Origin of the sequence: Streptomyces calidiresistens (assembly GCF_014141525.1) — a bacterium.
GTDB classification, from domain to species: domain Bacteria; phylum Actinomycetota; class Actinomycetes; order Streptomycetales; family Streptomycetaceae; genus Streptomyces; species Streptomyces calidiresistens.
On record NZ_VKHS01000002.1, the window covers coordinates 17,696 to 42,470 of the forward strand.

Below are 24,775 nucleotides of genomic sequence, written 5' to 3' on the forward strand. Positions count from 1 at the left end.
ACTATCAGAGTCATCATTACGTCAACCTAATCCTGAAGCCGTCGACGGAACGTGAGCGAAGCCCACCACCACCCGGCGGCCCCATAGGCCACCAGTACCACTACGTGCACGGGCCACGGCCATGACGTTGACAGACCCAGCATCGCCGCCCGGCACAACTCCACTGCATGCCACAGCGGTGACACGTACGCCACCCCGCTCAGCCAGCCCATCTGGCTCACGGGGAAGAAAACCCCGGAGAAGAGCGTCGCGGGAATCATCACGAACCGGAACAGCAACTGGAAATAGCTGTCGTGGTCGACTTTGGCCGCGAATGCCGTCACCGGAGCGGCCGTCGCCAGCGCCAGCAGGGCCGCCAGTACCGGCGTCATCACCACCCAAGGTGAGGACAACCCCACCCCGACCGCGACGACCACCAGGAACAATAGGACCGCGATCTCCGCCCGGACCACGAGGTAGAGGAACCAGCCTCGCAACAGGTCCCCGATCGACACCCGCGTCGCGAACGCGGCGTGCGCCGAGCGATAGTCCTTGAACGCCGCCATCACCGAATACGTCGACTCGCCGATCATCATTTGGAACGCCGTCGACGCCAGTAGCCCGGGCACGATCCACTCAACGTAGGAAAAGCCCTGTATGTCGCCCACATACCGCCCTACTCCCAGCCCGATACTGGCCAGGAACAGTAACGGCAACGCGAATGACGCGAACACCGACGTCCGCCACAAACGCTTGTACACCACCATGTGCCGCTCGAACACGGCTATCGTCGGATTCGCCATCAGTCGATCAGGGTCCGGCCGGTCAGGTACAGGAACACATCCTCCAGCGACGAACGCCGAATCAGCACACTGGAGGGCGTCAACGTGCGCCGATGCACCTCGTTCACTGCCCTGTCGCCGTTCTTCGCATAGAGCAGAATCCGGTCCGGCAACAGGTCGATCCGATCCCCGACCCCATCCAGCTTTTCCACATAAGTCGCCAGCTCATCCGTCCCGAACCGCAGCTCCACCACTTCGGGGGAGGTATGCGTCTCGATCAGCTGCCGCGGCGACCCCTCCGCGACGATGCGTCCTCCGTCCATCACCACCAGCCGATCACACAATTGCTCGGCCTCGTCCATGTAGTGCGTTGTCAGCACCAACGTCGTGCCCTGCTGCTTGAGCTGGAACAACCGCTCCCACAGCAGATGCCGCGCCTGCGGATCCAGCCCCGTCGTCGGCTCATCGAGCAGCACCAACTCCGGATCGTTCACCAGCGCCCGCGCGATCGTCAGCCGCCGCCTCATCCCGCCCGACAAAGGCGCCACCTTTGACGACGCCTTCTCCGTCAGCCGCGCGAACTCCAGTAGTTCAACGGCCTTGGCCCGCGCCTGCGCCCGTGACAGCCCGAAATAACGGGCATACGTCGTCAGGTTCTCCGTCACCGTCAAATCCAGATCCAGATTTTCCAGCTGCGGGCATATCCCCAGCCGCGCCCGGATCGCCGAACTCTCCCGCACCGGATCCCGCCCAAGAATCCGCAGCGACCCCTCCGACGGCATCGACACACAACTGATCATCCGCATCGTCGACGACTTCCCCGCCCCGTTGGGCCCCAGGAACCCGAACACCTCCCCTGGCATCACTTCCAGGTCGATCCCCGCCACCGCGGTAAAATCCCCGAACCGTTTGACCAAGCCCTGAGCCTGGATAAGCGATTTTATAGGCACGGACCAGATAATACACACAGGCATGACCTCGGAGTCTCGCCGTACTCCTGACAGGTGTCAGTATCGGGCCAGCGCGCCGATGGATAATCTGATCTTCGGCAGGAGTGTTCAATGAGATTTTATCAGTGAAATGATCTTCGCGAAGTGGGATGAAGTGCCGGATGAGGGTATAGATCGAACGCAGAGACTCCGGTGGCAGGCAGGCGTAAAGCCCCTTGTGGGAGGGTTTTCACCACAAGGTCGTCCGCAGAACCAAAGGCTTCACGTTGGTCGCTTATGTGGCCATGCTCGACACCCCCGCACGTTTGTGCGACACCTCGGCCGACTTCTTCAGACCGAGCGTCGCAGGCTCTGTGCTCCAAGGGGCATCAGGTACCCGCGTCGACCGGCTCGCCCGCGACTTCGGCGTCTCCACGGCCACCGCTTACCGACGCCTCCACGAGGGCATCACGGTCCTCGCTACCCAGGCCCGGGCCTGCACGAGGCACTCAACCAGGCGTGGGGCGCCGGCCTCGGGCATGTCATCCTCGATGGCTCCCTGATCTCCACGGACGGCGTCGCCGAGAAGGTCATCAGCAAGAAGGGGAAGGAGATCCACCTGTGGTACTCCGGGAAACGTGAGAAACACGGTGGAAACGTCCATTTCCTCGCTGCCCCGGACGGCTTCCCGCCATGAACCTCAGACGTCCGCCCCGGCAGCGTCCCCGATATCGAAGTCGCCCGCGAGCTGGTCCTGTCCGCTCTGTGCAAGGCGGCCCGTGACGGCATGAAGTTCTTGCTGGACAAGGGCTACCAGGGTGCGGGCGCCGGGGTCCTGCTCCCGGTCAAGCGGCAGGTCAACGGGATCCCTCTTGATGAGGACAACCGTACCTACAACTGCCTCCTCGCCCGGTTACGCGCGCTCGGCGAAACCTGCGATGGTCCTCCTCAAAACCCGCTGGACATCCCTCCAGCACATCACCTTCGATCCCAGCCGAATCAGTGACATAACCCGCGCCCGTCTCGTACTCACCCACTTCGAACACATCCGAGCTCACCGAGAAAACCTCAATCGGTTCGAAGTCCGCAGTACATCTCGCACGACAATTCCCGATGACCAGACTCACGGAGGGCAACGCCATGAGCCGATCGACTTCTTCGAGTTCCCTCTGGCGGCCTTGGATGCCGGTCACCCAGCAGGCTGACCTGCAGATCACCGAGGCTCGTGGATGCCGAGTACGCGACGCGGACGGAACCTGGTACCTGGACGGCATTTCAGGTGTGCTGAACGTGTCGTGCGGCCACGGGCATCCTCGACTGATCGAGGCCGCGGTCGACCAGATGCATCGGCTCTCCCATTACGATCCGATGGCCGCTTCTCATCAGCCCGCCGAGGCTCTGGCACAGCGGCTGGCCGAGATCATGCCGGGCGATCTCAATGAGAGCTTCCTCGTCAACAGTGGTTCTGAGGGGATCGAGGCGGCGCTCAAGATCTGCTGGCAGTACTGGCGCCACCTCGGCGAGAATCGCGAGCGCATCATCTCCTTCGAAGCCGGATACCACGGCACCACCGCCCTCGGCCAGGAACTGTCGGGACTGCCGTTCACCGCAAACGACTGGCCGAACCGGTTCCCGGTCGACCACGTGGCCCTGCCTGCGGAGCCTCGTGCCCTGCGCACCGCGGAAGGCGCCAAAGCATTGCTCGCGCTTTTCTCGCAGGCGCTCAACAGCGCGACGCCGACCGCGGCGGTCATCGTCGAGCCGCTGCTGGGGCTGGGCGGCTGCACTGTATTCCCCGAGGGGTTCCTCGCCGGGCTCCGGCGGCTGTGCGATGAACACGGAGCGCTGCTCATCCTGGACGAGATATTCACCGGATTCGGCCGTACCGGCCGGATGTTCGGCTTCGACCATGACGGGATTACTCCGGACATCGTCGTCACGAGCAAGGGGATCAGCAGCGGGCTGATCCCGCTCGCCGCGGTGACGGCCACGACGGCGATCAAGGAGACGTTCAGGGACGCCCCGGTCGTCCAAGGGCTGCGCTACGGGCACACGACGGGCGGGCACGCGGTCGCCGCCGCAGTAGCGAAAGCCGTGCTCGATGTCATGGCCGAAGAGAAGCTCGTGGAGAACGCAGGGACCCAGGGCGCCGGAATCCGTTCCGGTCTCGATGCCTTCCGAGCGCACCCGAGGATCGCTGACATCCGCGGGCTGGGCCTCGTCATCGCCGTTGAGGCCGACTCGCCGGAGTCGGCGGAAGCCATCGCGACGGGGGCCATGGACAACGGCCTTCTCGTGCGCGCCGAGCGCGGCGTGGTGCGCATCGCGCCTCCATTGACGATCACCACTGACGAGTCGATCGAACTCGTCGACAAGCTCAGCAGGGCCATCGCCACGCTCGGTTGAAATCGCCACCGCGCCCGAACGTAATGCCTGATCTGAGGAGGAAGAGGAATGCCGGGAAACTGGGGTAAGGCCACGCCAGGTCCGACATCGTTCGTCGAGATGGCTCGGCTGGCCGGAAACTACGCGCACTGGCACAACTTGGTCTACTCCGCGGCGTGGTTGACCGGGCGGCTGGAACTTGCGGCTCTCCGTGAGGCGTGGCGCGTCCTGTGCCTGCGCCATGACGTCATGCGCAGGGCGTACGTCTCACCGGACGAGGCGTGCACGTACGAAGACGTGCTGACCGAGGTGGAGTTCTACACGGCCGATACGGACGATGAAGCGCTCGAGACTATGCGCCGGACCCTTGTCGGGGCTCCTTTCAGCCTCGACGCCATAGGTCTGTCGCGCGTCGTTGTCGTGCAGTGTGACGACCGGCGGCATCTGTTCGGGATAGCGCTGGACCACCTCATCACCGACCTCACCTCGTGGAACCTTCTCGTATCCGAATTGGGCGAGCTCTACGAGCGTGTGGTCGCCGGTGAACGGATCAGCTGCGAAACCGAGGGCTCCGACTCCTATCAAGAGTTCGCCACGCTGCTCCGGCAGGAGTTCTCCGGCCGATGGGGGGAGGAGCGCAGAGCGTTCTGGCTTGCGTACACCGAAAGGTTCGGAACCTCCTCTCCTCTCTTGCCGATCGCCGGCGCGAGGGAGAGCGAGCCCGCGCTGAAGATCGTACGTCGTGCGCTGCCGGCAGACGCGCACTCGAGGGTGCGGGACCTGGCGAGACATGCCAGGGCGACGCCGTTCGTGGTGGTGACCTCCGCCATTCTGGCGGGCATGAAGAAGGTGACCGGTGCCTCAAGCGTGGGGGTCAGGGTCGCTCACCACGGGCGTGCTCTGCCGCACACGGCCAAGACGCTCGGACAGTTCGTCCAGGACGTCCCCATGCATCTCGATGGCGAACCGGGCGGGCCGCTGGAAACGGTCCGCGATGTCTTCGGGCAGAGCCTCGACGTCTTCGAATACGGGCTCCCGCTCGGTATCGTCGAACGGTCCTGGGGGCTGGACCTGACATCCTCAATCGGTGGACACGGGACCCATGTGGCACTCGATCGGTCAGGAGAGAGTTTCCCAAGCTCGCCTCTGGCGGGAACGCAGGCTGAGCCGGTTCAGTTGCCCGCCCCGGGTGGTCACGGCCTGGCGGACCCCCTCATCTTCGCGTGGTGGCTGGACGACGCGGACACACGCCTGGTCGTGCGCTACGACGAAAGCCTGATCGCCACGGAGGCCGTTGACACCATCGTGGACGTGGCGGCGCGATTCGCAGTCTCTGATGGTCGCTGATGAGCTTCACCGGCGCCTTCTGGCGCAGCGGCGACGTCGGATTCTCCGACGCCGCGCTTGCGAACATCTTCAACGGTCGCAGGCCTTCGCGACGCCCGGCTGCGGTGCTGCGGGCCGCTGACGCCGCCGACGTGGCGGCCGGGGTGAAACTGGCGGCCGCGGAGGGGTGGAAGCTATCGGTCCGTTCCGGCGGACACAGCTGGGCCGCCTGGTCGCTGCGCGAGGACGCGCTGCTCATCGACCTGGGCGCGCTCAACGGGATGCACTATGACGCGGGCACCGAAATCGCCACGGTCGGCCCGGCGACACGCAGCGGGCTGGACCTGGACCCGTTCCTCGCCACGCACGGCCGGTTCTTCGCCGTCGGACACCATCCCACCGTGAGCATGGGCGGTTTTCTCCTGCAGGGCGGGATGGGCTTGGGCTGCCGCGGCGGGGGCTGGGCCGTGGAGTCGGTCGAATCCATGGACGTGGTCACCGCATCCGGGGAACTGGTCCGCTGCTCCGAGACGGAGAACGCGGATCTGTTCTGGGCGGCGCGCGGGTCGGGTCCCGGATTCTTCGGCGTGGTCACCGAATTACGGCTGCGCACTCGTCCCCGCCACCGGAGTCTGATCCGATCCACTTACGTCTACCCGGCTGAGGTGGCGAGCGAGGTGCTGACCTGGTTCCACTCCGTACGGCGCGACGTGGATCCGTCGGTGTCGTTCCTCGCTATCGGAGCCACTCCGCCCGGCTCCGACTCTCCTGTAGTGATCATCGATGGGGTGTCCTTCGACGGCGGCCCGTCCGCGCTGGCCCCACTGGAGACGTGCCCAGTGGCCGGCAGAGCGCTGAAGTCCACGGCTGCTCAGCCGACGGACATGAGCGCGTTGTTCGCCGAGCAGTCAGCCGGCAGCCCCGCGGGCCTACACTACTTCGTCGACAACGTTTACCTCGTCGAGGAGGCATCAGATCTGGTGCCGGCGTTGGTGGCGGCATTCACCGACCTGCCCACGCCCCAATCGTCGGTGATTCTCAGCGACTTCAGCCCGCAGGCGTCACGAGCGTTGCCGGACATGGCTGTCTCGCTTCGCCCCGACCTGTATTTCGCCGCGTACGTGGCCGGCCGCGGCCCGGCCGACGACGAGAAGTGCCGTTCCTGGTTGGACTCAGCCATGAACAGGTTGTCGGCGTACTCGGACGGCTGTTATCTCGGTGACAGCGACTTCACCGTCCGCCCGGACAGAATCCTGTCCGCTGCAGCCTGGTCCAGGCTGCAGCGGATCCGGGCCTTCCGTGATCCGGAGGGGCGATTCCCCGGTTACCTGGGTACCCCCGTGCAGTGAACCTGGCTCTCGTGGACAGGCCCCCAGCCTCGGCCCAGTCGTCCCCCACAAACAGTCGCAACGGTCCTCCCGCTCTCAATGCCGATCATCTTCAGCAGCCTGCTGGAAAACCATCAGCGACCTAATCAAGCAGTGCTCACGCCCAGGTGCCGCCGGCACGACATCCCATCAGCGATCAACTCTCCGGGCCGAACGGCAAGGGCAAGGTCTTTCGTCAGAGCTCGCGAGTCCAGGAAACCAGAGTGCTCACCTGCTGACGGCTGCCACCCGGAGTCTGCCGGACGGCCGAATCCCAGAACTGATTAGGAAAAGTTGATGATCAACGGTGTACGACAGGCTCTTCCGCTGCAGACCGCTGCGCCTGGAGTGGCTCTTTTTCCGGCACAGTTCGAGTCGGTGCTGGCACGCCTGCGCACGGATATCGATGACCTGGCCGCAGCCGAGGATCTGACGGTGCTCACCGCGCCTCCGGTGCTCCCCCGTGACGTCGTCGAGCGGTCCGGGTACGTGCGCGAGTTCCCACATCTGCTCGGCTCTGTGCACAACTTCGGCGGCGACGCGAGCGAATGGCTGACCCGGCGGGCTGAGGCAGTCTCAGGCGGCACGTGGCACGATCGCCAGGAAATAGCCGACGTGGTGCTCACGCCCGCGGCGTGCTATCACATCTACCCGCTCCTGGGGGGTACGACGCTGACCGCACCGGCGCGCTTCGCCGTGGAGGCGAGCTGTTACCGGCACGAGGCGACCACCGAGCCAGGACGGTTCCGGTCCTTCCGCATGCGTGAGCTGGTATTCATCGGCACACCGGACGCCTGCGTCGAGTTTCGCGATCGCTGGCGGCAGCGGGTCGCGGACTGGCTGACCAGCCTGGGACTCGATGTCGTCACGGAGACGGCCACCGACCCGTTCTTCGGCCCTGGAGCGAAGTTGCTCTCAGTCAACCAGCGTGCCCAAGAACTCAAGTTCGAACTGGTGGCCCCGGTGGCCGACGGCCTGAGGCAGGCCGTGGCTTCAGCCAACTGCCACAAGGACCACTTCGGGGATATCTTCGGAATAGAGTTGCCGGACGGCAGTCCGGCACACAGCGCCTGTGTCGCCTTCGGACTGGAACGCATCGCGCTTGCGGTGGCGTACGCCGAGCGCGACGGTGCTTCCAGAAGCGAGTCGCGGTAGAAGGCGCTCAGCGCAGGTGAAGAGACTATCAACTCCAATAAGATCCCCACCTGGACAAGCTGCTCTCTCAGGATTCGGTCACGCATGGCCGTACTGACATCTACCAGGGCACTTTCCTTTCCGGTGTTGATAGAGTCGTCGGTCTTCGTAGTGATTCCGATGATCAAGCTCTCAACCTGCCGATTTCGATGCCGATTCGCGACCGAGGGGTCCCAGTGACGAAGCCAAGTCGCCTGCGTGACTGGTGGGGCGGAGGTGAAGATCCGTCCGTCACACAGCAGCGCCCACGGAATGCTCGCGCATCGGCGGGCAAGAGCGATGACGGCTTGGACGTGTTTGCAGCCCTCGCCGCGCTTCTTGAGGTAGAAGTCCCGGTTCGGCCCCTCGCGGGTGATACTGGTCCGCGCGGACAAGTAGAACACCCGGCGCAGGCGGCGGCTGGAGCGCTTAGGCCGGTGCAGGTTGCCGGTCCGCCATCCGGAGTCGCGTGGGACGGACCCCGGCCCGGCCGCCGACGCCAGGTGGCCGGCATCGGCGTAGGCCGACAGGTCGCCTGCTGCGACGACGAATTCGACGCCGGGTATCGGGCCCACGCCGGGCAGGGACTCGATGATCTCCGCCTACGGGTGGCTGCGGAACGTCTCGCGGATCTGCTTGTCGATCCGCTTCAGCCGGTCGTCCAAGGCCACGAGCTGCGCGGCCCGGTCGGCGACGATCTGCCCGGCGATGTCCTTGCCGGGCAGTCCGGTCTGCTGGGCCTGGGCTACTTCCAATGCAGTCGCGGCGACCGCGTCGGTGCCGCGCACGCTGCGGTCTGTCAGCCAGGCCGTCGGTCTTGCCCAGCCGCGGTGCCCGATCGCGGCTGGGGTGGCCTCGACCTGGGGACGGTGACGGTGGACGGAAAGGTGCTGCGCGGGTCTCGGAGCGGCGGGGTCCGTCACGGTGGCGGTGATCGGTGTGGTGGCGCAGGACTGGGCGCTGGTCACGCAGCGGATGGCGGGGAGGAGAAACGAGATACCCGCGCCGGCTCCGTTGTTATCGGTGCTGGATCTGCGTGGGGTGGTGGTCACGGCGGACGCGTTGCACGCGCAGGTGGAGACGGCGAAGCTCCTGGTGGAGTTGATGGGTGCGCTTTGCGTGCTGGTGGTGAAGCGGAATCAGTCGGCGTTGTGGGAGGCGTGCAGGTCGATCCCGGGGAACGGGGTGAGTGCCCGGCACAGGAAGAGCGAGGTAGGTCTTGGCAGGCTGGAGACGCGGGTGGTGCAGGCGGTGACGTGGACATTTTCGGCGTTTCCCTACCTCGGGTAGGTTGCCTGAGTCACCCGGCACTGCATCGACCGGGCGGCAGGCGGGGGGAGAGAGACGGTCCCCCTGATCACCGACCTGTCGGTGTCCGAGGCGGCCCCGGAGATGCTCGGGCGGTACGCGAGGGGCCACTGGGGTGTGGAGAACAAGATCCATCATGTGCGGGATGTGACGTTCGGCGAGGACGCCTCGCGCATCCGTACTGGCCACGGACCGCAGAATGCCTCGACGTTGCGATCGGTGGCCATGAACTACCTCCGCACCATGGGTGGTTTCCTCGCGGACGCAGAGCGCCGCATCGCCCTGTCCCCCCACAAGACACCCCGAACCTCTTCGGCGTACCCACTGAGCTGCGACTTTGCTGAGGAACTCGACATTGCGCCAGCCCTGTCCTCATTCCGCAGGGCATGCCGTCGGCCCGAGGAACACCCTGCTGTCCGCTCCTTAATCAGCGACCGCACAAGGCGCGCACATCTCAATCAGCAACCAGGACACCCCGGAGAGCCGGACGGCCGCTCTGGGGAAGCCACAAACGGCACGCCGCCATCAGCCGCATCCACCCCTCCCGGGCCGCCTTACAACTTACGGAGTCACATGATGCCCCCGACCATCCCGAGCCCTAAAGAATCAGCGTTCGACTGGTTGCTGGACGCGGCCGACCATATCCGCAGCACGGTTCGGACGCGGGGCGCGGCCCTGATTCGTGGCCTGCCCATCCGCGAACCCGGCGATCTGACGATCGTCAGAAAATTCCTCGGCGTGCAACCGTATCAGGCGACGGAGCTGTTCGGTCAGCGCACCGCTTACGGTGACGGAGTTGCTTCGCCGATCGAGTGGCCGGCTGACCGCGAACTGTGCCCTTACCAGGAGGAGACGTTCAGCGCGGTTGTCCCCAGTATCGCTCTGACCGCGTGTGCGCGCCCGCCCGAAACGGGCGGAGAGGCCTGCCTCTCCGACTCGCGCGAACTGCTGCACCACCTACCTGACGAACTCGTGCGCCGTTTCCAGGAACTGGGCTGGACGCTGACGCGAGTGTTCCGCGAAGAGTTCGGCATGAAGTGGCGTGAGGCTTTTGGCGTCGACTCCCACGACGCGTTGATCGAGCTGCTACCGCAGATTGGAATCGATCACGGTCGGGTGTCCAACGGCGGACTGCGCACGGTCCGCCGGCGGCGGGCGACAGTGGTGCACCCGCAGACGGGCGAGGAGTGCTGGTTCAATCAGGTGGCGTTCTTCAACTCTGCGAGCGTAGAGCCGAGAGCCCTGGCGGTTCTGCGGCGGGCATTCGGGCCGGACATCCCGATGGAGACCGGTTACGGCGACGGTTCTCCGCTGACCGAGGATGAGGTGTCCGCCATCCAAGACGCCTATGCCAAAACGTCCGCAGCCGTCCGATGGCAGGCGGGAGACTTGATCGTCACGGACAACGTCCTCACCGCACAGGGCCGTCGGCCCTATACGGGGAACCCGCTGTTCTTCACCTATTTGGGCGATCCCATTCCTGTCAATCCCCTGGTTTCCTGAGTCGTATTGATCCGTCACTTTTTGGTGTCTCGTTCGTTGGTGTGGCATGGGTGATGACTTGACCGGGGACATGCGGAGGCTTTCGCCTGCTCAGCAGGAGGCTGTGCGGATGCGGGTGATGGCTGCGATCGACGCGGGGTTACCGGTGGTCGAGGCGGCGAGGGTCTTCGGGGTGTCGACCAAGTCGATCGGTCGGTGGAGGGCCGCGTCGTGATGGTGGCGGAGCGGAGGCGTTGCGGTCCGGAAAACCCGGCCGGAAGGTCGGCTCGTGTGGTTTCCTGCCGGAGAGCGAGGAGGCCGCCGTCCGGCAGGCCATCATCGGCTATCGCCCCGAGCAGCTCGGTCTCGGTGGAACGCTGTGGACGACGAGGAAAGTCAACGAATTCCTCCACCGGCATTTCGGGGTGCGGTTCTCCCACGGCGGATTGTGCAAGTTGATGGATCGGATGGGGTTGTCGTTCCAGCGGCCCGATCGCAGGGCCCGGGAGGTTGACCCCGCTGCCATCGAGGAGCGGACGCCCACCGCCTATCCGGCGCTCCGGGTCCGACGCCCGGCAGCGGGGCACAAGGACAGGGACAGGTTCATCTCCGGGAAGAGCAAGCAGAACGCCGTCAAAACCATGGTGCTCACCGACTCGGACGGCCGGATGCTGTTCTGCAGCCCGGCCAGGCCCGGAAGCTGCGCGGACATCACCCACGCCCGTCAGTTGGGGCCGGTCAAGCTTCTGGCCGACGGCCCCGCGGTGGAAATCCTCGCCGATGCCGGCTACCAGGGTCTGGGGGCGCAGAGCGGCGGCCGGGTGGTGACACCATCCCACCGCAAGTTCAAGATGAACGCCCCGGACTGGTACGAGGAGATGTGCCAGCGGCAGCGCAAGGCGCACTCCTCGATGCGGATCCGGGTCGAGCACGGCATTGCCCATTTGAAGAACTGGGGGTCCTGGCCCGCCACCTCGGCCGCCGCGACCACATCAGCGACACCGTCCAAGCTGTCGCCGGACTGCTGTCCCACCAGCGGACCGCGGACCTGACGTCGGCACGGCAGACGTGAACATCGAGCCCCGCCGCAGCCCTCGACGCCTCACCGCCAACCATGCACGAGCTCGTTAGGACTCTCGAACAGCCCTGCGCTGTGCCCTGACCGATGTCAGTACTGGTGGCGGACGTCGACGGATAACTTGATCAGTGGCTCGCGGCCACACGCGAAGCTCATTTAATTGGACTGCAGGCTGCCGTTGATTCGTTTGCGGCAAACATCGATTCGACAGTTACTGCATCGGCAATCACGTATTCTCAGCGTGATCGACTGGCCATCCCGCTGTTTTCTTCATTCATGCACATTCGCAGCAGGACCACAGCTTCCTCCGCTGCTTGTCAGGGGCGACCGGATCAGCCGCAATGGCTATAAATTTAGACAGCGAACGAGGCGGCTGACCTGCGAGGATGCCGTTCCTCGGCCTCGCCGCAGACTCGTGACTCGTGGCCATGGGACCCGCCAGGCCGACCATGTTCCCTCTGTTCGCTGACCGGATTGGATAAACAATGAGCCAGAGTTACGGGAACAGGAGCATGGACGCCGACGCAGTGCTCGATGTCGCCGGAGTCGGATTTGGACCCGCCAACCTCGCGCTGGCCATCGCCCTGGACGAGATGGACTCAGCCGATAAAGCGGTCACAGCGCGATTCTTCGAAGCCCAAGAGCGCTTCGGCTGGCATCGTGGCATGCTGATCGAGGGGGCGACGATGCAGGTGTCCTTCCTGAAAGATCTGGTCACCATGCGCAATCCGACCAGTCGATTCTCGTTTCTGTCGTTCCTGCACACGTATGGCAGGGTCGTCGACTTCGCCAACACCAAGACGTTCTTCCCCTTGCGGACCGAGTTCCACGAGTACTTGGCATGGGCTGCCGGGCAATTCGAGAACCGTGTCTCCTACCAGTCCGAGGTGGTCGGGATCAACTCGGCCACGGGGCCGGGTGATGTCGAAGCCGTGGACGTCTCCGTGCGGGTAGGCGGTCGTGATGGAACGCTGCGGACTCACCGGGCCCGTAACGTGGTGATCGCAGTGGGCGGGCGGCCGCGGATGCCGGAAGGTCTACCGGAGTCCGAACGGATCTGGCATTCCTCCAGGCTTCTTGACGGCGCGCAGGCCATCGCCGCCAAGGAACCGTCGTCATTCGTGGTCCTCGGCTCCGGTCAGAGCGCCGCCGAAGCAGTCGACTATCTGCACCGTGAGTTCCCAGACGCCCAAGTGCATTCCGTGCACTCCCGATATGGCTACAGCGTCGCGGACGACAGCGCCTTCGCGAACGCGATCTTCAACCCCGAGGCTGTCGACCATCATTTCGCGGCTTCCGAGAACGTGCGGCAGTCATTGCACGCCTATCATGCGAATACTAATTACTCGGTCGTGGACGAAGATCTCATCCGCCGGCTGTTCCGAACCTCATATCTCGAATCGGTCACCGGGCGGCGTCGCCTCCACTTCCATAAGATCTCGCGACTGGTCGAGGCCGCCCCCTCCGGGGACCGCCTGCGCGTGGTGATCGAGTTCCTGCCCGATGGGAGCACTACCACGATCGAGGCTGATGCGTTGGTCTGCGCCACCGGTTACCTGCGAGCCGATCCGGGACCTCTGCTGGGCGACCTTCTCCCCCGCTGCCGACGGGACGGCCAGGGCCGTCTGCTCCTTGACCGCAACCGCCGGGTGGTGACCCACGAGTCCGTAAAATGCGGCATTTACGTTCTCGGCTCTGGAGAAAATTCGCACGGCCTGTCCGAAACCCTTCTGTCGCTTACGGCCGTCCGCGCTGGCGAGCTCGCTGAGGTTCTGACCAAGGAGCTGGTGTGATGAAAAACCGTGAGTCCGCGGCGGGCCAGGTGGAGGTAGGCGGATGCTGATTCCCCCAATATACCGGGTAGACGAGGAGAGTTGGACGGTCGAGATCGTCGACCGGCATCCGCTCGCCCTTCTCATTAGCAATGGGAAGACGGTTCCCGAGGCAACTCAAGTGCCCATCGTCCGGCGGTCGGCATCCGGCAACGATCAGCTCACCGGTACCAGCCTGCTGGGGCACATGGACCGGGCGAACCCGCATTGGGCGACACTGGCCAACGGAACCGCCGCAAAACTGATCTTCATGGGACCCGGTGGCTATGTCTCACCCACCCTGTACAACACCGACGTGGCCGCACCGACATGGGATTTCGTCACCGTACACATACACGGGACGGTGACGCTCGCTGCGAGCCTCGACGAGGCTCTGTCCGTGGTGACGACGACAGCACGAACGCTGGAAAGTCGATTCGGCTCAGGCTTTGACTTCGAAGCCTCGTATGACTACCACAGCTCGCTCGCCCCCGGTGTCGGCGCATTCTCCTTCCACGTGGAGAAGGTTGAGGCGATGTTCAAGTTTAGCCAGGAGAAGAGTCCAGAGATTCAAGAGCGCGTCATCGCCTGGTTCGCGGACGGTAACGGCGTTTCTTGCACCGACACAGCCGCCACGATGCGGAAACTGGGCCTGGGAAATGGCGTCGAGCAGAAACAGGAGCCCGGCTCAGCGAGCTGACATGATCCGGCACGGACCCTCCGCCCCAGGTTCTGACGCCGATCGCGGCCCATGGTCTTCCAGGACTCCATGCAGGCGGTTCGCCGTCGGTTCCCACGACGTCGCCGCTCTGGTTGGTCGTTTGACATATCGAGAGAGGCTGCGCAAGTGACTGACGCCAACGATAAAAGCCCCGCCGCGCAGTGGCAGTGGGATCTGAACGACGGGGATGCCGTTCCGGGGGAATGGAATGCCACAGCGGTTCCTTTCGACGATCTGGCCACTCTGCCTGATCTGATCGAGAGGGCTGTCGAAGCAGACCCCGAAGCCATCGCAATCGAAACCAGCGACGGTGCCCGTACTACCTTCGGGCAGCTATGGTCGCGAGCTCAGCAGCTCAGCAATACGCTCACCGCGGAAGGGCTTGGCCCCGGTCACTACGTCGGTGTCCTCGTTGAGCATTCGGTCACGGCCATCGTTGCGATCCTGGGCGTCACGCGCTCCGGTGCGGCCTATGTGCCTCTCGATCCTCGGTGGCCCGCATCACGCGTGGCGGAACCAATAGCACAACTCCAAATCAACTGGATCATGACCAGTCGGAGGCATGCACGCCTGGCGGAGGAGTCGGTATGGATCGCCGGCCAGGACACGCGCCTGATGTGCCTGGACGCCGCCCGGCATCCTGTCGACCACCTGGAAGAGTCGAGCACGCGCCTTCTCTGGGATGAGATCGCTGCGGATGAGGACCCGCTACGCGCAGCCGGATTCAACCAGGGCCGGAGCGAAGAAGGCTTTGAGCGCGGGGACGTCACCGTTTACCTGGAGCACGTGCGCGATCTGGTGGCTTCAGCCGGAAATCCGCGCTCCCTCCTGGAGATCGGCTGCGGATCTGGGCTGCTCGCAGCAGAGCTCGGCGGACTGGTGGCCGAATATTTCGGGGTGGACCCGTCGCCGGTCGCGATAGAACGCTGCCGGAGCGCGATGTCCGGCTCGCCTGCCATCACGCACTTCTTCTCGGGATTCGCGCACGATATCAGGGAAATCGCCGGTGAACGGCGGTTCGATGCTGTCCTCATGTCCAGCGTCACGCAGTTCTATCCTGGCCCTGATTACACCCGGAAGGCCATACTCGACGCGATCGGCCTGGTTGTCGAAGGCGGAGCCGTCATCATCGCCGATGTGATCGACACGGAAAGCGAGACCGGAGCAGGCCACCTGAGACTGCCGCGTTCCTGGTTTGAGCACCTCACCTCGGAGACGGCGATTCCGGTCGACGTAGAGATCGTGGCGAGGAGCGGCGACCACTGGCACGGCTCACTCGCCGGACGATACGACGTGGTGATCCGCCGAGCGCCCGCCTCCTCCCACGCTCCGGCCCATGAGCCGAAGCCCAGGGTTCTGACATGGACGGCCATCGAGCGACTCCATGAGGTCCGCGAAATTTGCCGCACATCCTCGAGCGATCCGGCCTACGTGATCTTCACGTCAGGGTCGACTGGCCGCCCTAAAGGGGTGCAGGTATGCCACCGGAGCGTCGTGAACCTTATCGAATGGGTCAACAGAACCTATTCGATCTGTCCGGAGGACCGGCTGCTGCTCGTTACAGCCTTCACCTTCGACCTCTCCGTATACGACATCTTCGGGATTCTCGCCGCAGGCGGCACGATTCGCATTATCAGTCCGGACGAGATAGCGGATCCGGATCGCGTTCTGGACATCCTCGATAAAGAGAAGATCACTTTCTGGGATTCGGCTCCTGCTGCACTCAGTCAAGTAATGGCCGTCGCCGCGGGCCGTCAACCATCTCAGAACCCCAGCCTGCGCCTGGTCTTCCTCAGCGGGGACTGGGTGCCGCTCGCTCTCCCGGATGACATCCGCCGACGGTTCCCCGCCGCCCATGTCGTCGCACTCGGGGGAGCAACAGAAGCGACCGTCTGGTCGAACTATTTCGATGTCGGGGAGGTGGCCGCCGACTGGCCAAGCATTCCGTATGGGCGACCCATCCAGAACGCCCGCTATTACATCCTTAATAGCGATCGCACCCCATGTGTCATTGGTCAGCCGGGTGACTTGTACATTGCCGGCGTGCCGGTGGCCATGGGGTATGCCGGAGACAGCGAGCTGACCGAAGCACGATTCATGCCCGATCCGTTCGCATCAGACCCCGCATCTCGCATGTATTTCACCGGTGATCGCGCACGCTGGACCACCCACGGTACGATGCAGTTCCTCGGGCGCCTTGACGACCAGGTCAAGATTCGTGGTTACCGCATCGAGCTGGGCGACGTCCAGGCAACGCTGAACAGAATAGAAGCGGTGGCGGACTCCGCTGTTCTGGCGGTCGAGGGGGCTGACGGCAAGGAGCTCGCCACCGCCGTGGTGTATGCACCGGGCAAGGCTCTGACGACGGTTGCTCTGCGTAGGGAGATGGCAGCCTCATTGCCCCCCTATATGCTTCCCAATCACATTCTCATGCTCCCCTCGCTGCCTGTCGGACCCACCGGAAAGGTGGATCGGGACGCTCTGGCCCAACAGATCACCGGTGGTTCCGCGCAGCGTCAGCCGAGGACGCTGGCCCCTACGGCCCGAGACGATGCTCCCGGTCAAGCTGCCGACGTGGCACGGGCGCGGGTTCTCGACATGATTCGCGACGTAGTCGCTGACCAGCGGGTGAACATCGACGACTCATTCCTTGACGTCGGCGGTCATTCACTGGCGGCGGCCTATCTCCGGAGCAGGATCGAGCTGGAGCTCGGCAGCATTGTCCGGGTCAGTGAAATTCTGGGGTCGACCAGCGTCGGCGAGCTTGCGGACATGATCGTCGGCGGTATGCGGGTGGCCGGCGGGCCATCGCCCCTCATCACCTCGGACCAGGAATTCCCCGTCTCCCATGCGCAGGCACGCGCTCTCTACGAGATCGCGTCGGCACCTTCCGTGCCCGCGTACCAGAATCAGGTCGCCATCCACTTGCCCGGTTCGCTCACGGAACAGGAGATCTCGGCGGCTCTCGCTGTCGTGGTGGCGGCTCATCCCGTCCTTCGCTCCACTTATCGCCCTGGTGCCGAAGGCTGGCGAGTCGTCATCGGCACTCCATGGGTTCCGGAGCTGGAGCTCGTGGATCTTCGCCGCGCCGACCGCACGGCCGGCGGCCGGCCTGCCGCACTCGACACATTGCTCCGTGAACATGGTCGGATTGATTGGGACCTGGAGAAGGGCCGGCTGGTTTCCTGGCGTCTCTTCCGCATATCCGATGACGAGCAGGTACTGAGCCAGGTGGAACATCACCTTATCCACGATGGATGGTCTCTGACTCTTCTGTTGAAGGACTTCGTGCGTGCCCTGTCCAGGCCCGATTCGAGCTCCTGGAAAGCCCGGGGCCTCGAGTACAGTCACTACGTCGCAGATGAGGTCACGCGGGTCGAAGCCCTTCCGGGGTCACCGCAACTGGCCACCTATCTCGCTCGGCTCGCTGACGCTCCACAGCTTCCGGTGGCTCCACCGTTCGACTTCGAAACCTCATCCGTGGACCTCGCCCCGGCGCCGGCGGACTCCATCGACATCGTCATAGAAGGTCAGGAGTGGGAAGACCTACAGGCGTGGGCTACGCGACAAGGTGCCACCGGCTTCGAACTCTTGATGGCCGCTTTCCTCTGCACACTACACGAAATCTCAGGTGAAGAGGACCTCGTCATCGGGTCGGCGGTTAGCGCCCGTCCGTCGGGTTTCGAATCCACCCTGGGCATGTTCGTCAACACCGTGGCCGTACGTTCCGAGTGGTCCGCCGCATTCCCCGCCTTCCTCCACCGGGTCAGAGTCGCGCTGCGCGATGCTCTGGACTACGAACTGATCCCCTATGACACGATCCTGGAAGCAGTTCGCCAAGCAGAGGTAGAGCGACGCACTTCGCTCTACCGGTGCATGTTCAGCGCGCACAACGCACCGCTACGGGACACGCACATACCGGGTCATGGAACGGCGCTTCTCGAGTACCGGCAGAACGGCACGACCAAGTGTCCATTGGACGTTCTGGTTCTCCCCAAGCAGGCGGGCGCCGACCCTATGGCTCCCGATGGATCCGTCCGCCTGGTATGGGAGTTCGACACCTCCTTGTACCAGGTGGAAACGGTGCGGATGTTGGCAGACATGTTCCGTCAGGGCATGTCCCGGCTGGCCTGTGAGATCAGGAACGGTACGATAACGGAGGAGTGGCGCTGGCCTTCCTCCAATCCTGCCGTCATCGTAGGCCCACCCCCTCAGTACCACCACATGAGGATCGAACCTCGCCGCTCTTCAGCCCCTGCTGTCATCGCGATGGAGTCCTACGCGACGCAGGAGCACTTCGCCCTCCTGCTGAGTTCCGCAATACGCGAGTTGAACGTTGCCGGAGCAGCGACCGGAGAAGTGGTGGCCGTCGACATCGGGCGTGATGCGGCCTATTGCAGCCGACTGGCCGCATGCCTTGAGCAGGGTGTCGTCTTCATGCCGGTCGACCCCCTCGCTCCGGCAGCACGATTGTCGTCGATACTGGACTCTGCTCATTTCCGCTGGTCATCGGACGGAAAGCTGACCCGCCTGCGTACCGCCCACGACCTCGCGCTGCAACCCGGCGACGCCTACGTGGTGAGCACCAGCGGCACCACGGGTCAGCCGAAACGGATCTCAGTCGGCCGCCGGGTCTTGTCCGCGTATGTCGGTGCACTCATCAACCGGCTGCAGTTGACCTCAAGCGATGTGGTCGCCGGTTCCAACTCCCTCCTCTTCGACGCATTCTTCGAAGAGGCGATTCCCATCCTCTCGCTCGGAGGGACGCTTCTCCTGCTGGACCTGTCCGATGGCATCCCGGGGATGCTGCGACAAGTCGAAGCGCATCAGGCCACGGTGCTGGACCTTCCGACGGCGTTGTGGGCTGTTCTAGCCGATCATCTGGAGCAGCGCGACGAGAGGTTGCCGGGCAGCGTAAGAGCCGTCGTGATCGGCGGAGAAGCTTACGACGTGGCTCAGGCCTCCAGATTCGTCCGTCAGCATCACGGCACCGTCAGCTTGCTCAGCGCTTACGGCCCTGCTGAATGCTCCATTTCAGTTACCTACCATGAAGTAAGGGGACATGAATCCGAGCACGATCTGCCTCAGCTGGGCGCTCCCATTGGAGGCGCTACGCTATGCGTTCTCGATGACGATGGGACCCTCGTTCCCTTCGGCCGTCCCGGCATTCTGGGAATCGCGGGCGTTCCGTGCGGAGGCAGGCTTCGTGACATGGTTCGCGTGGATGGGGTGAACTCCCCGGTCTATCCGACCGGTGATCTCGTACGGATCAGGCAGAACGGGCGTATCGATTTTCTTGGTAGGGCCGACAACGAACTCAAGATACGCGGTTATCGTGTCTCGCCTGAAGAGGTGGAGCGTGCGGCCAGAGCAGTCCCCGGCGTTGGTTCGGCGGCCGCAGTCGGTGTCCGGAACCCCGCTGGAGACCTATGTCTCGGCTTGGCGATGGTGACGAACCAGGAGTGGACGGGGGGACGTTCGGCGCGGGGCGTCATACGCGAGGCCATGGCGCTTCTTCTTCCCGACTACATGCTGCCCGACGAGGTCATGGTCGTTGAGCGCCTTCCCGTCAACGCTCATGGGAAGGTCGATTACGGAACTGTTCGCTCGCTGCTCGCTTCCCACCTCTCGAAGGAAAGCAGTACAAGCGAGGGCGGGACCGAGTCCGGCGGGCAGTCCATCGTCATCTCGGAAGGTGCGGGCGCTTCTTCCGCTGAGGAACAAGGCGTTCTGGCATCACTGTGGAGACGGGTGCTCAGCCCGGAGGCACCTCTGCAGGTCAGTTTCATCAAGGCAGGCGGGGAATCTCTGGCTGCGATGCGGCTCGTGGCTGCGATCGAGGCCGAATTGGGGATCCGGGTGAGAGTCCGGGATGTCCTGCAGGCAGCAGATTGCCGTGCGCTCGAAAGAAAATTGTACACGAACTCCCAATGACACCGCCCTGCGCGGCGAGGGCTTGCACTAGCACGATTAGGGGAGACGATGTCGGATTCGAAAGCCGTTGCCCGCTGCGAGGATGCCCTCGGCTACGCACGGTTGGCCGCGTCATGGCAGCCCGGCTTTGCCTTCCCGGTCATGACCGGGCCCTCACTCACACGTTACGAGAACGTGCTGCGATCCGAGGGCGCAGAGTTGCCGGAAGTGATCGGCACTTCCTGGCCCGGGGTGGTCGTTTCCCTGGGCGACCCGGTGGCCCATGCTGCGGCAGGGATGCTGGCGAGCGCGACCTCGCGTCCGCATCACCGCGTCGACCCGGCCGGCCTGTACGGTGTTCTCGATGATTTCGCGGCGGTTCCCGTCGCTCTGGTCGCGACCGCAGCCGACGCCGCGCGTCTCGGCGACTGGCCCGGTATCCGGCATCCTCGCTTCGGTCTCGTGACGAGCCGAACGCAGGAGTCGCTGTCCTGCCTGATCTACCGCACACTCACACTGAGCAGCAGGGCAGCGGCAGATGACATAGCGCTGATCCATCCCAGGGCGGTTGGCGCGGACCAGGCTGATGCTGTGGCACTGGATGAGTTGCGCCCTTTGCTGCAACGTCCTCGCAAGGCCCTTCAGGTGCTCACTCATGGACGCGAGTGCTGCCTGACGCTGGTTGATGGACTCGTCTGCGGCAGGGGAACCGCCGCACCGCCGGTGGGTGCCGACCTCGCCGCGCGCACAAGGATGCCGTCGTGCCTGCGCGGTGAAGGTTGCTGGCGTCAGGAATTGGAAGATGAGGACCGGATCGCTGCATCGTCCATGGACGTACAGCTCGCGTTTTTGCAGTCCTGCGACTCGATCTCGGTCGGCAACAACGCGCACCCACTGTCGGTCGGCGTCGCGCTGGGTTTCCTGGAGGGCACGACTGTCGCCGTCGTCGGCATCGTGGGATTTCACATTGCTCAGAGGCCGCTCTTCGACGAACTGGCGGGCGCGATCCATGGAGGAGCACGTTTGGGTGAGGCGGTGGAGGGTCTCAACGCGGCGTGTGAAGCGAACAGGGAATTCACCCGGTTCGGGCTTCTGGGCGATCCGTCGTTGCCGGTCGACCTTTCCGCAGCACGATCGGCTCAACGGCGCCACTCGACTGTCCAGGAAGCGGAGTCCGTCGACAAGGAGTTGCGCACGCAGCAGGTGATCTTGGGCAGACTGCGTTCTCTGCTGTCCCTGGACCTGCCCATTGACGAACGTCGTCTCGGCGAGGCGGAGCGTGCTATTCGCCGAAGCCTGCTCGCGCGTGGAAGCCGACAGCTCGACACGCTGCGCGAGGTACAGCAGAGCATCGATGAGATCCAGGCCGCCACAGTTCACGAGCTCGTGCGTGAGATCCACGGCACCTGGTGGGAGTTCTTGGGCGCCAACGCACGCGCGTTCCGGCAGGTGTCCAGTACGCCGGTCATCTGCCCTGCATGCCGTCGCGAGTCCGCTGTCAGAGTCGAACTCGCCCATCGTCTGCCCGTGGACTTGACTATCTTCACCGTACTTTGCTCGCGGTGTGGAGAGCTCTCCTCGTCCACATCGGCATCCTCCGATTACGAGGTGACCGCCGACCATGTCGTCTATGCACCGAGGCTGCGGGACAGCGAGCTCACGTGCACTCTGATCGGCGAGCGGGACTGGCCGATCCACGGACATGCCGGCTTCGCCTTTGTCGCCGGAGAAATCGGTGACCTGCCGCAGGGGCGATCACGACCTGTATCCGTCGGCCCACGCGGCACTCAGCGAGAGAGGTGGCGCTTCCGTCTCGGCGAGCACGTACAGGCTGCCGAGCACTATGCGGTTGTGGCCAGCCTCATCGAAGGCGAATACCGATATGCGAACGTCTTCGTCAACACTCTGCCCTTGGAAGCGTGAGGATTGATGGAACATACAACCACGCCTACCCATGTATTCGCCGCTGACGAGTGGAGCGACCCTCCCGAAGTGGTCGCGCAGATGCTGCTCGCCGCCCAGATCGCACCGCCTTCGGGATACATGCTCGAGGTACGGGCCGAGGCCGTCGGCATCACCGTTGACAACGTGCGTGCCGCCGTGGCGGCTCTCGCCGGCCGCTACCCGGAGCTCGTAGCAAAAGTAGCCATACAGGATGGACGGGTTCGCTGGCGCCGGGATGAGGCGGTCGCTACGGACAGAGTGCTCTCGGTGGTGCGGCTCGACCCCGACCAATCTCCGAATCGGACCTTCGACCAGCTGGCAATGGCTGCCGACCAGGCGTCCGGGAATGCGCTCTTCTCCCTCGTGCTCAGCCCTGCGCGCGCGAGCATGTGGCTGTTCTTTCGCGTCCATCACGCGATCGTCGACGGGTCGGGACTGGCTGCACTGATCGACGAATTTCTGGAACTCGCTCGGGCAGCGCCCGAAGATACGGTGGCCCAACGACGCGTCAGCGCGTTCGCCCGGACACCGGTCGCTGAGGTATCCGAGACGTGCCGCCAAGAGTGGCTCAAGCAGATCGACCTCTTGCCTCCGCCCTGGTCGGCATCGGACGCACGACGCTTCGTCTACGACCGCACAGCAGCCATCATGCAGACCACTCTCGACCGGCAGAGGTTGGATGAAACCGCGCAGACGCTCGGAGTTACGCCGATAGCGGTGCTGATGGGCTGCACACGAGTGACTGTGGCACGCCGTTTCCAGTGGTCGCTCAACCGCGTTACGGTTCCGTTGACGGATGACGGCGACGCCCTCCTGGCCATCCGCCCGCTGCCCGTCATACATGCCCGGTCATTTGCGCGAACCGTACAGGCGGAGATCGGCACATCCTTCGAGGCACTACTCGACTCTCTCGATCGAGGCGCCCCACCCGCCGATCTGGTGGGCCGTCTCACCAGCAGTGCCGTACCAGGCATGCCGGACTGCCTCTTGACCGTCAATGACCAGCTGCGCATGTCACCGTCGCCCAACGGGCTCGTGCTCCATCCCGGCCCTCACCGCGGTGCTCATGGATTGCTTTCGGTCGAACTGACGGGCAATGTGTTGCGGCTCTCGGGTCATCCGGCCATCTTTACCCGTGAAGATTTGGCGGGTTTCGCCGACGAGCTGACCGCGGTACTCGAGGACCTCGACGATCCCGCGGTCTCGGCCGGGAGCCGGCTCGGCCCCGTGCCATCCACCACCTCTTCCCTCGTCTCCACAGCCGAATCGGCGAGCGCGGATGGGGATTACCTCGAACGCTGCCTCAAGGTCTGGCGGGGGCTGTTCGGCACCGATGTCGAGCCTGATGACAATCTTTTCGCACTGGGTGCCACGTCGTTCATGTGCGCTCGTGTGGCAGCACGGCTCCGGACCGCACTGGCGCTGCCGGTGACCATACGCATTCTCTATCAGCATCCGACGGCACGCGAACTCGCTGGTTGGGCGACCAGGGCTGACAAACCATAGAGGGACGCATCCAGCCAGGTGGGTCAGATTTCGTGAGAGTGTTCGACCTCTGGCTGGGGGCGGTGGTGGGGTGACGCCTTTTGCGCCGCCTACTGAGATTCCACTCGTAGTGTCGTAGGGTGCGCAGGGGGCAATTTCCGCACATCGACGGCGTTGTCGACGAGCCGGACTGTCAGCACATCGAGGGTCCCGTTCGAGGTGGAGGGTCGGTCGGCGGGATCACTCTGCATGCCCGCGCGCGTGCGGCCGATGGACTGTGCCCGCACTGCGGCAGTCCTTCGGGGCGGGTGCACGGCAGGTATCTGCGTCGGTTGTCGGGTGCGGCGGCCAGTGGCGCCTGGGTAATGATCGGATTGCTGGTGCGCCGGTACCGGTGCCTCAACTCTGCCTGCACGGCGGTGACGTTCGTCGAACAGGTTGCCGGGCTGACCAGTCCTCATGTCCGCTTCACCCTGCTGCTGCGCGAGATGCTGACCTCGATCGCGGTGGCGCTGGCCGGGCGCAGGGGAGCCAGCCCACGGCGGCTCTGAGGATGCCGGTTGCGAAGGACACGCTGTTATGCCTCCTGCGGGCCCTTCCCAAGGAGCCGGTCGGGCAGGTCCGGGCGCTGAGGGCTGACGAATTCGCCATGTGCGGAGGCGACTCCTGCTCGGCGATCTTGGTGGATCTGGAACGGCGGCGACCCATCGACGTGCTGCCGGGCCGCGAGGCCGAACCGCTGGTCGGCTGGCTTCGTGACTACTCCGAGGTCGAGATCATTTGCAGGGACCGCGACGGGGCCCGTGCCGAGGGCGCCCGCACTGGCGCCCTGCAGGCGACCAGACTGCCGACGACCGGCACTTAGAACTCCTAACGCAATGCGGTGCGGAGGCGGCGCCGGCAGATCAGCGCGCAGCCAAGGCGCATGAGGGCTTCGTGGATGTCGTCTCGGATTTCCCAGCGGCTCCGCAGGCGGCGGAAGCCGTGTAGCAGGGCGATGGTCTGCTCGACCACCCACCGACGGACACCCGGCCCGGAGCCGTGCTCGACACCGCGGCGGGCGATGACCGGCTTGATGCCCCTGGCCCGGAC

17 protein-coding genes and 3 pseudogenes are annotated in these 24,775 nt (G+C 64.4%); 16 read left to right on the forward strand and 4 right to left on the reverse strand.

Annotated elements, in window-relative coordinates; all coding sequences use genetic code 11:
- Positions 1-26: 26 nt before the first annotated feature.
- The gene (locus tag FOE67_RS00350; protein WP_182659710.1) at positions 27-782 is read right to left on the reverse strand and encodes an ABC transporter permease; all 756 of its coding nucleotides are present in this window, start codon (positions 780-782) and stop codon (positions 27-29) included.
- On the reverse strand, positions 782-1,678 hold the full coding sequence (locus FOE67_RS00355; RefSeq protein ID WP_228473399.1) for an ABC transporter ATP-binding protein: 897 nt from the start codon (positions 1,676-1,678) through the stop codon (positions 782-784). Before FOE67_RS00355 ends, FOE67_RS00350 begins: the two co-directional genes overlap by 1 nt.
- Positions 1,679-2,402: 724 nt before the next feature.
- On the opposite strand from FOE67_RS00355, the pseudogene FOE67_RS00360 reads away from it, so the two are divergent.
- The 5 genes and pseudogenes from FOE67_RS00360 to FOE67_RS00380 all read left to right on the forward strand — a co-directional run.
- Positions 2,403-2,696: pseudogene (locus FOE67_RS00360) on the forward strand (hypothetical protein); the annotation flags it as partial.
- A gap of 176 nt (positions 2,697-2,872) precedes the next feature.
- Entirely contained in the window at positions 2,873-4,096 is a 1,224-nt protein-coding gene (locus tag FOE67_RS00365; RefSeq protein ID WP_228473400.1) for an aminotransferase family protein, read from the forward strand.
- A 48-nt stretch (positions 4,097-4,144) separates the two neighbouring features.
- Positions 4,145-5,422, forward strand: a complete 1,278-nt coding sequence (locus tag FOE67_RS00370) for a condensation domain-containing protein (protein ID WP_182659713.1) — start codon at positions 4,145-4,147, stop codon at positions 5,420-5,422.
- Positions 5,422-6,750 carry an FAD-binding oxidoreductase gene (locus tag FOE67_RS00375; protein WP_182659714.1) on the forward strand — a complete coding sequence of 443 codons (1,329 nt, stop codon included), beginning with the start codon at positions 5,422-5,424 and terminating at the stop codon, positions 6,748-6,750. The genes FOE67_RS00370 and FOE67_RS00375 overlap by 1 nt, the downstream gene beginning before the upstream one ends.
- Positions 6,751-7,065: 315 nt before the next feature.
- Complete coding sequence (locus FOE67_RS00380) at positions 7,066-7,923, forward strand: aminoacyl--tRNA ligase-related protein (RefSeq protein WP_182659715.1); 858 nt, start codon at positions 7,066-7,068, stop codon at positions 7,921-7,923.
- 230 nt (positions 7,924-8,153) lie between these two features.
- On the opposite strand, the pseudogene FOE67_RS00385 reads toward FOE67_RS00380, so the two are convergent.
- Positions 8,154-8,792, reverse strand: a pseudogene (locus FOE67_RS00385) (transposase); the annotation flags it as partial.
- A gap of 73 nt (positions 8,793-8,865) precedes the next feature.
- On the opposite strand from FOE67_RS00385, the gene FOE67_RS00390 reads away from it, so the two are divergent.
- From FOE67_RS00390 to FOE67_RS00440, 11 genes are all read left to right on the forward strand, one after another.
- The gene (locus FOE67_RS00390) at positions 8,866-9,231 is read left to right on the forward strand and encodes a transposase (protein ID WP_182659716.1); all 366 of its coding nucleotides are present in this window, start codon (positions 8,866-8,868) and stop codon (positions 9,229-9,231) included.
- Between the two features lie 135 nt (positions 9,232-9,366).
- The gene (locus tag FOE67_RS00395) at positions 9,367-10,752 is read left to right on the forward strand and encodes a TauD/TfdA family dioxygenase (protein WP_182659717.1); all 1,386 of its coding nucleotides are present in this window, start codon (positions 9,367-9,369) and stop codon (positions 10,750-10,752) included.
- A gap of 46 nt (positions 10,753-10,798) precedes the next feature.
- The gene (locus FOE67_RS28725; protein WP_182667386.1) at positions 10,799-10,966 is read left to right on the forward strand and encodes a helix-turn-helix domain-containing protein; all 168 of its coding nucleotides are present in this window, start codon (positions 10,799-10,801) and stop codon (positions 10,964-10,966) included.
- 19 nt (positions 10,967-10,985) lie between these two features.
- Positions 10,986-11,783: a transposase family protein gene (locus FOE67_RS28730; RefSeq protein WP_228473401.1), complete on the forward strand. Its 798-nt coding sequence runs from the start codon at positions 10,986-10,988 to the stop codon at positions 11,781-11,783.
- A 538-nt stretch (positions 11,784-12,321) separates the two neighbouring features.
- Positions 12,322-13,602, forward strand: coding sequence for a lysine N(6)-hydroxylase/L-ornithine N(5)-oxygenase family protein (locus FOE67_RS00410; RefSeq protein WP_182659718.1), 1,281 nt, complete (start codon positions 12,322-12,324; stop codon positions 13,600-13,602).
- 43 nt (positions 13,603-13,645) lie between these two features.
- Positions 13,646-14,320 (forward strand): FMN-binding negative transcriptional regulator, encoded by a 675-nt coding sequence (locus tag FOE67_RS00415; protein WP_182659719.1) that lies wholly within the window; start codon positions 13,646-13,648, stop codon positions 14,318-14,320.
- A gap of 147 nt (positions 14,321-14,467) precedes the next feature.
- Positions 14,468-20,275 carry an AMP-binding protein gene (locus FOE67_RS00420; RefSeq protein WP_182659720.1) on the forward strand — a complete coding sequence of 1,936 codons (5,808 nt, stop codon included), beginning with the start codon at positions 14,468-14,470 and terminating at the stop codon, positions 20,273-20,275.
- A gap of 48 nt (positions 20,276-20,323) precedes the next feature.
- Complete coding sequence (locus tag FOE67_RS00425) at positions 20,324-22,177, forward strand: hypothetical protein (protein ID WP_182659721.1); 1,854 nt, start codon at positions 20,324-20,326, stop codon at positions 22,175-22,177.
- 69 nt (positions 22,178-22,246) lie between these two features.
- A complete protein-coding gene (locus FOE67_RS30205; RefSeq protein ID WP_323383927.1) occupies positions 22,247-23,704 on the forward strand; it encodes a phosphopantetheine-binding protein in 1,458 nt (485 codons plus the stop codon).
- Between the two features lie 119 nt (positions 23,705-23,823).
- Positions 23,824-24,234, forward strand: a complete 411-nt coding sequence (locus FOE67_RS00435; protein ID WP_323383929.1) for a transposase family protein — start codon at positions 23,824-23,826, stop codon at positions 24,232-24,234.
- Between the two features lie 2 nt (positions 24,235-24,236).
- On the forward strand, positions 24,237-24,548 hold the full coding sequence (locus FOE67_RS00440) for a hypothetical protein (protein ID WP_182659724.1): 312 nt from the start codon (positions 24,237-24,239) through the stop codon (positions 24,546-24,548).
- Between the two features lie 5 nt (positions 24,549-24,553).
- Here the strand turns inward: FOE67_RS00440 and FOE67_RS00445 are convergent.
- Positions 24,554-24,775, reverse strand: a pseudogene (locus FOE67_RS00445) (IS5/IS1182 family transposase); the annotation flags it as partial.